This window comes from Methylophaga sp. (assembly GCF_030651745.1).
In genome coordinates, this window is record NZ_JAUSCC010000046.1 from 1 (window position 1) to 6817 (window position 6817).

General features: G+C 45.2%; 6 protein-coding genes. All 6 read left to right on the forward strand.

The window, feature by feature from the left end; genetic code table 11:
• Positions 1-94: 94 nt before the first annotated feature.
• The 6 genes from rimP to rpsO all read left to right on the forward strand — a co-directional run bounded on the left by rimP (position 95) and on the right by rpsO (position 6669).
• Entirely contained in the window at positions 95-541 is a 447-nt protein-coding gene (gene rimP, locus Q7V21_RS05090) for a ribosome maturation factor RimP (RefSeq protein WP_304916244.1), read from the forward strand.
• Between the two features lie 75 nt (positions 542-616).
• Positions 617-2131 carry a transcription termination factor NusA gene (nusA, locus tag Q7V21_RS05095; protein ID WP_304916245.1) on the forward strand — a complete coding sequence of 505 codons (1515 nt, stop codon included), beginning with the start codon at positions 617-619 and terminating at the stop codon, positions 2129-2131.
• Between the two features lie 3 nt (positions 2132-2134).
• A complete protein-coding gene (infB, locus tag Q7V21_RS05100; RefSeq protein ID WP_304916246.1) occupies positions 2135-4927 on the forward strand; it encodes a translation initiation factor IF-2 in 2793 nt (930 codons plus the stop codon).
• Positions 4927-5331 carry a 30S ribosome-binding factor RbfA gene (gene rbfA / locus Q7V21_RS05105; protein ID WP_304916247.1) on the forward strand — a complete coding sequence of 135 codons (405 nt, stop codon included), beginning with the start codon at positions 4927-4929 and terminating at the stop codon, positions 5329-5331. The genes infB and rbfA overlap by 1 nt, the downstream gene beginning before the upstream one ends.
• A gap of 9 nt (positions 5332-5340) precedes the next feature.
• Positions 5341-6270 carry a tRNA pseudouridine(55) synthase TruB gene (gene truB / locus Q7V21_RS05110; protein WP_304916248.1) on the forward strand — a complete coding sequence of 310 codons (930 nt, stop codon included), beginning with the start codon at positions 5341-5343 and terminating at the stop codon, positions 6268-6270.
• Positions 6271-6399: 129 nt separating this feature from the next.
• The gene (gene rpsO / locus Q7V21_RS05115; RefSeq protein ID WP_304916249.1) at positions 6400-6669 is read left to right on the forward strand and encodes a 30S ribosomal protein S15; all 270 of its coding nucleotides are present in this window, start codon (positions 6400-6402) and stop codon (positions 6667-6669) included.
• The last annotated feature ends 148 nt before the right edge of the window (positions 6670-6817 follow it).

The window sequence follows — 6817 nt, forward strand, 5'->3', positions numbered from 1 at the left end:
CAATAATAATGTTAAGACAGGACCCCTAATTGGGGTTTTTGTTTTTGTGGAGTTAAAATTGGGCCAATGGCCCTTTTTTTTTATTTGTTTGCCTATGGCCGTATCTGATCAAATTGAAAAACTAATTGAAGCACCGATTGAATCGCTGGGATACCAGCTGGTCGGTGTGGAATATATGCAGGGTGGACAAAATCCACTTCTGAGAATCTATATCGATGCAGAGCAAGGCATTGGCATTGAAGATTGCGAACGTGTCAGTCATCAGGTCAGCGGCATTCTCGATGTCGAAGACCCCATCAAAAAAGCCTATTCCCTGGAAATTTCCTCCCCCGGATTTGATCGACCTTTGTTCAAGGAACGAGACTTCATCCGTTTTACTGGTTCGCCAGCAAAAATCACCACTAAATTACCGGTGGATGGTCGACGGAATTTTACCGGTGTACTGCAGGGCTTTGACAATGGTGATGTATTAATTGAAGTAGATGGTGAGGTTTACGCCTTACCATTGGCAAAGTTGGCTAAAGCACGACTGGTTGCCTGAAAAAGCGTATTATTTGCTGTTAATGTGAAAACTTAGTTTTGGATCAATCGCTTGCATCGATCCACTGGGGGCGTGATGAATAATAAAGAAATTTTGCTGGTTGTTGATGCCATGTCTAATGAAAAAGGCGTGGGTAAAGAAGTTATATTTCAGGCGATTGAAGCGGCACTAGCTATGGCTACCCGTAAACGCTATGAAATGGAAATAGATGCGCATGTTGCGATTGATCGCCAAACTGGCAACTATGAAACATTCCGTCAATGGTTGATTGTTGATGATAATGATGACGACTTTGAATCTTCAGAAACCCACATCACATTATCGGATGCATTGAAAAAACAAGTTGATGCCAAAGTGGGCGAGTATATCCGCGAGCCAATGGAATCTGTTGAATTTGGTCGTATTGCCGCACAAACCGCTAAACAGGTTATCGTACAAAAAGTACGCGAAGCAGAACGTGCTCAAGTGGTCGATATGTATCGCGAAAAACTGGGCCAGATGATTCACGGTACTGTTAAACGTGTAGAACGTGGCAATGTCACGCTGGATTTAGGTGGCAATGCTGAAGCGTTACTGCCTCGCGAAGAAATGATTCCGCGTGAAAATTTCCGTAGTGGCGATCGTGTTCGTGGCTATTTAAAAGAAATTCGTACCGAAGCTCGTGGACCACAACTTATTGTCAGCCGCGTAGCTCCTGAATTATTGATTGAATTATTCAGTCTTGAAGTACCGGAAATCGGTGACGGCATGATTGAAATTAAAGGTGCTGCCCGGGATCCCGGTTTACGCGCGAAAATCGCTGTGTTGGCTCATGAACCTCGTATTGATCCCGTTGGTGCTTGTGTTGGTATGCGTGGTTCACGTGTACAAGCTGTAACCAATGAATTGGCGGGTGAACGTGTTGATATTATCCTATGGGATGAAGAGCCAGCCCGTTTTGCCATTAATGCTATGGCACCTGCAGAAGTATTATCGATTGTTGTGGATGAAGATGCTCACAGCATGGATATCGCCGTTGAAGATGGTCAGTTATCGCAGGCTATCGGTCGTGGTGGTCAGAACGTAAGACTTGCCAGTCAACTGACAGGTTGGGAATTGAATGTAATGTCTGCTTCGGATGCTGATCAAAAAGCTGAAACCGAAATCAGTTCATTGATTCAAACCTTTATGGCTGATCTGGATGTGGATGAAGATGTAGCCTTGATTCTGGCACAGGAAGGATTTTCTTCTTTGGAAGAAGTCGCTTATGTTCCAGAGCAGGAAATGCTCGATATCGAAGAATTTGATGCCGATATTGTGAACGAATTACGCTCACGTGCCAGAGATGTGTTATTGACCAGAGCTATCGCCAGTGAAGAGCAAATTGAAAATGCCTCTCCTGCCGAAACATTGCAGGATTTACCTGGAATGACTGCTGAGTTAATTGCCAAACTGAATAGTCATGGTGTAACGACGGTTGATGATCTTGCAGATCAGTCTGTGGATGAATTGGTTGAAGCCGGTGGCATTGACGAAAAACAAGCTGCCGCATTTATCATGAAAGCACGTGAATCATGGTTTGCAGACGAACAAACAGAAACAGGGGAGTAACCAATGAGTGACATGAAGGTTAAGGACCTGGCCGACACCGTCGGTATCACACCTGAACGTTTAGTAGATCAGCTTAACGAGGCTGGAATTAAAGTTTCCAAGCCGGATGATCTGATAACTGAAGATCAAAAACAGACGTTACTGCAATTTTTGCAGCAAAGACATGGCAAATCGGCCGGTGAGAATGATGCATCACCTAAAAAAATAACACTGAAACGTAAATCGATCAGTGAGATTAAATTAGGAGGTGGCACCTCACGCCAAGCCGGTAAAAGTGTCAGCGTTGAAGTGCGTAAAAAACGCACTTTTGTAAAACGTACTGATGTAGAGACCGTTGTTGCTCCTGAAGAACCCGTAGTGTTGTCACAGGCACAGCTTCAGGCGGAAGAAGTTTCGCGTCAGGAACAGTTACGCCTGCAGGAAATTGCGCGTAAACAGCAAGAACAAACCAGCCGTGAGCAAGAAGAATCAGAAAGAGAAGCTGCCGCAGTCGCTGCTGCGATTGAAGCCGAAAGACAAGCTGTTGAAGAAGCACGATTAGCAGCAGAAGAAGAACAAAAAGCATTGGCTGAAGAAGCTAAAGCCAAACAGGAGAAACAACCTGTTCCGGCCACAAAACAACCCGCTAAACCTGAATTGACAGCATCTCAACTAGCCCATAAAAAGCTGGAAGAAGCGGATGCTAAACGCCGTGCTGCAAATATTGCGAGAATCGATGCTGAAAAAGCGCTCGAAGCCCGTAAAAAAGCACGTGAAGAGGAAGAAGCTTTAGAAAAAGCCAAAGAAGAAGCGCGACTGGCTGCGGCTGAAGCACAAGCTAAAGAGCAAAAACCGGATCGTAAAGAAGCTGACGCAAAACATGTTGCCAGTAAAGACAAACCGGCACGCCGTGGTCGCTTTCAACGTGACGATGAATTCGAACGTAAAGAGCTACATGTCAGTGAAGGCAAAGGCCGTCGTAAGAAGAAAAAAGGTGTTTCACAAAAAACGACTACCGTTGAAACTTCAACTGAACATGGCTTTTCACGTCCTACGGCACCAGTTGTCCGCGAAGTCAGTGTGCCGGATACCATCTCCGTTTCTGATTTAGCTCAACGCATGTCGGTGAAAGCCGCTGAAGTTATTAAAGCATTGATGGGTATGGGCACAATGGCCACTATCAACCAAGTGCTGGATCAAGATACAGCTATCATCCTGGTCGAAGAAATGGGCCATGTTGCCAAACCGGTTCATGAAAATGAAGTTGAGCAGGCTTTGGAAACCTCTATTGAAGTGACTGGTGAAGCAGTGCCTCGGGCGCCTGTCGTTACCGTTATGGGCCATGTCGATCATGGTAAAACCTCACTGCTAGATTATATCCGTCGCACTAAGGTGACATCCGGTGAAGCCGGTGGTATCACACAGCATATCGGCGCATATAAAGTAGAAACCAGCCGTGGTGAAGTTACCTTCCTGGATACTCCAGGCCATGCGGCATTTACTGAAATGCGTTCACGCGGTGCCAAAGTCACTGATATCGTAGTCTTGGTTGTTGCGGCGGATGATGGTGTTATGCCTCAAACCATTGAAGCTGTGCAACATGCCAAAGCCGCTGGTTCTACACTGATTGTTGCGGTAAACAAAATGGATAAACCTGATGCCAGTCCGGATCGGGTTAAGCAAGAATTAACCAATCACGAAGTTGTACCTGAAGATTGGGGTGGTGATGTGCAGTTCGTTCCTGTTTCAGCTCTGACAGGCATGGGTGTTGAAGACTTACTCGAGGCAATTTCCCTGCAAGCTGAAGTCATGGAATTGACAGCACCTATTAAAGGTCCTGCCCATGGTACAGTGGTTGAGTCTCGTCTTGATAAAGGCCGCGGTACCGTGGTCACTGTGCTGGTTCAACGTGGCACGTTGAGAAAAGGTGACATTGTTGTCGTCGGTCAGGAATTCGGCCGGGTTCGCGCCTTGTTCAATGAAAATGGTCAGCCAATGGATGAAGCTGGTCCTTCGACTCCAGTTGAATTATTGGGGCTGTCCGGAACACCTGCTTCTGGTGATGAGTTACAGGTTGCTCCAGACGATCGCACAGCAAGAGAAATTGCCAGCTTCCGTCAAACTAAAGCTCGTGAACTGAAAATGGCCCAGCAACAAGCGGCCAAGTTGGATGATATGTTCAACAAAATGGAAGCGGGCGATTTGAAAACCCTTAATGTGGTTATCAAAGGTGACGTTCATGGTTCGGTTGAAGCTGTCAGCCAGGGTCTGCAGAAACTGTCGACCGATATGGTTCAGGTTCGAGTGATTGGTTCTGGTGTCGGCGGTATTAACGAAACTGATGCTCAATTAGCAGCAGCTTCTGATGCGATTTTGATTGGCTTTAATGTTCGTGCTGATAATACAGCGCGTAAAGTTATTGCTGAAAAAGGTCTGGATGTTCAATATTTCAGCATCATTTACGATTTGCTGGATGTGGTCACCAAAGCCATGACAGGTATGCTTGAACCTGTCTATAAAGATGAAATTATTGGTCTGGCACGGGTTGATGACGTGTTCAGTTCACCGAAATTTGGTGATATCGCAGGTTGCTTGGTTCTTGAAGGCAGCGTCAAACGTAATAATCCAATTCGTGTTCTGCGTGATAACGTGGTTATTTATGAAGGTGAACTGGAATCACTGCGTCGTTTCAAAGATGATGTCAATGAAGTTAATGCCGGTACCGAAGGTGGTATTGGTGTGAAAAACTATAAAGACGTTAAACCAGGCGATCAAATTGAAGTCTTTGAACGCGTGTTGATGAAACCGAGTCTTTAATGGCAAGAGAATTTAGTCGCACAAATCGAATCAGTGAGGTCATGATGCGTGAATTGGCCTTGCTGATTCAGCATGATCTGGCTGATCCGCGTGTCAGTATGGTCACGGTGTCTCATGTTGATGTGACATCTGATCTGAAATATGCGCGTATTTATGTCACACGGCTGAGCGGCTTTGATTCAGAAGAAGCTGCTAAAGAATGCCTGGCGGGTTTGAACAATGCGGCAGGTTACTTACGCCGTGCGTTGGCTAAACGGGTGAAATTACGCATCATGCCGGAATTACAATTCCGTTATGACACCACATTGGAACATGGCTTTTATATGGATGAATTAATTTCCAAAGCCAATGCTGATATTCAAGACGAGCAACAAGAGTCTGACTCAGAAACTGATAAAGATTGAGTTTCTCCGATGGCAAAACGCAGTAAAAAAGGTCGTGATATCACCGGTATCGTGATTGTCGACAAACCAACCGGGCTCAGTTCAAATCATGTTTTGCAACGTGTGAAACGATTGTTTAATGCAAACAAAGCAGGCCATACAGGTAGCCTGGATCCGCTGGCAACAGGTGTTTTACCGGTCTGCCTTGGCGAAGCCACCAAACTTTCCACCTATTTGCTGGATGCGGATAAACAATATCAGGTGCGTTGCCAACTAGGCATTCTCACCGATAGTGGCGATAGTGATGGTGCCGTTATCGCAGAACAAAAAATCCCGGACTATTCAGCTGAACAACTGCAAAGCATTTTGCAGGACTTTGTTGGTGAACAACAGCAAATCCCACCGATGTTTTCGGCATTAAAACATCAGGGACAACCGCTGTATAAGCTGGCTCGTCAAGGTATTGAAATCGAGCGAAAATCCCGTCTTATTACCATCTACAGTATTGAATTACTGTCGTGTGATGCTGAAAGTTTTACGTTGCAGGTTGCCTGCAGTAAAGGGACCTATATACGCACACTGGTTCAGGATATTGCAGCTGCATTAGGCAGTTGTGGACATGTCACTATGCTTCGACGTACCGATGCCGCTGGTTATGATTTAACGCAAGCGCTAAGCCTCGAAATGTTACAGGATCTGGCAGAACAACAAGGGCTGACCGGCCTGGACACACATTTACTGCCAGCCCATGAAGCTTTGCCGGAGTGGCCTGAAGTCAGGTTGGATGCGGATATGTCTGCCGATATGCGTTTTGGACGTACTGTGCAAACCGAAGCACAGGGGCAAAGCGCAAAAGTACGTTTATTTGATTATCAGGATCAATTTATCGGTCTGGGTGAAATAGCGTTGGATGGCACTGTGTCAGCAAAACGCCTGTTTGTTACTGGCGATACGGTTTAACTTGCTTGTGAATAGCAGATAAAACCGGTAAAATTCGCCACTCTTAAAAGGTTGGGTAATCTGGTTTAACTTGCTGGATTATTTCAGAATTTAACTCATAGCAAAAGCTATACAAAAGTTGGAGTTTTTATGTCAATTACTGCAGAACAAAAACAAGAAATTATCAAAAAATACGCTCGTACAGAAGGTGATACAGGTTCAGCTGAAGTTCAAGTTGCTTTGTTAACTGCGCGTATTACGAATCTTTCAGATCATTTTAAAAATAACACTCATGACCATCATTCACGTCAAGGTCTGTTAAAAATGGTCAGTGGTCGTCGCAAAATGCTCGACTACCTGAAAAAAACCGACATTACCCGTTACCGTGATTTGATTGCTGACTTAGGTCTGCGTCGCTAAATTATCAAACGTGGTCTGTAAAACAACTCATCGAGCCTGCGCCAATAGCATTGGCATAAGGTTGATGCGTTGACTGATATGCCCCTGAAATCCCCCGCGGTTTCAGGGGCATATTCATTTATGCGTTTATCGTTTTTATAAATCAGTC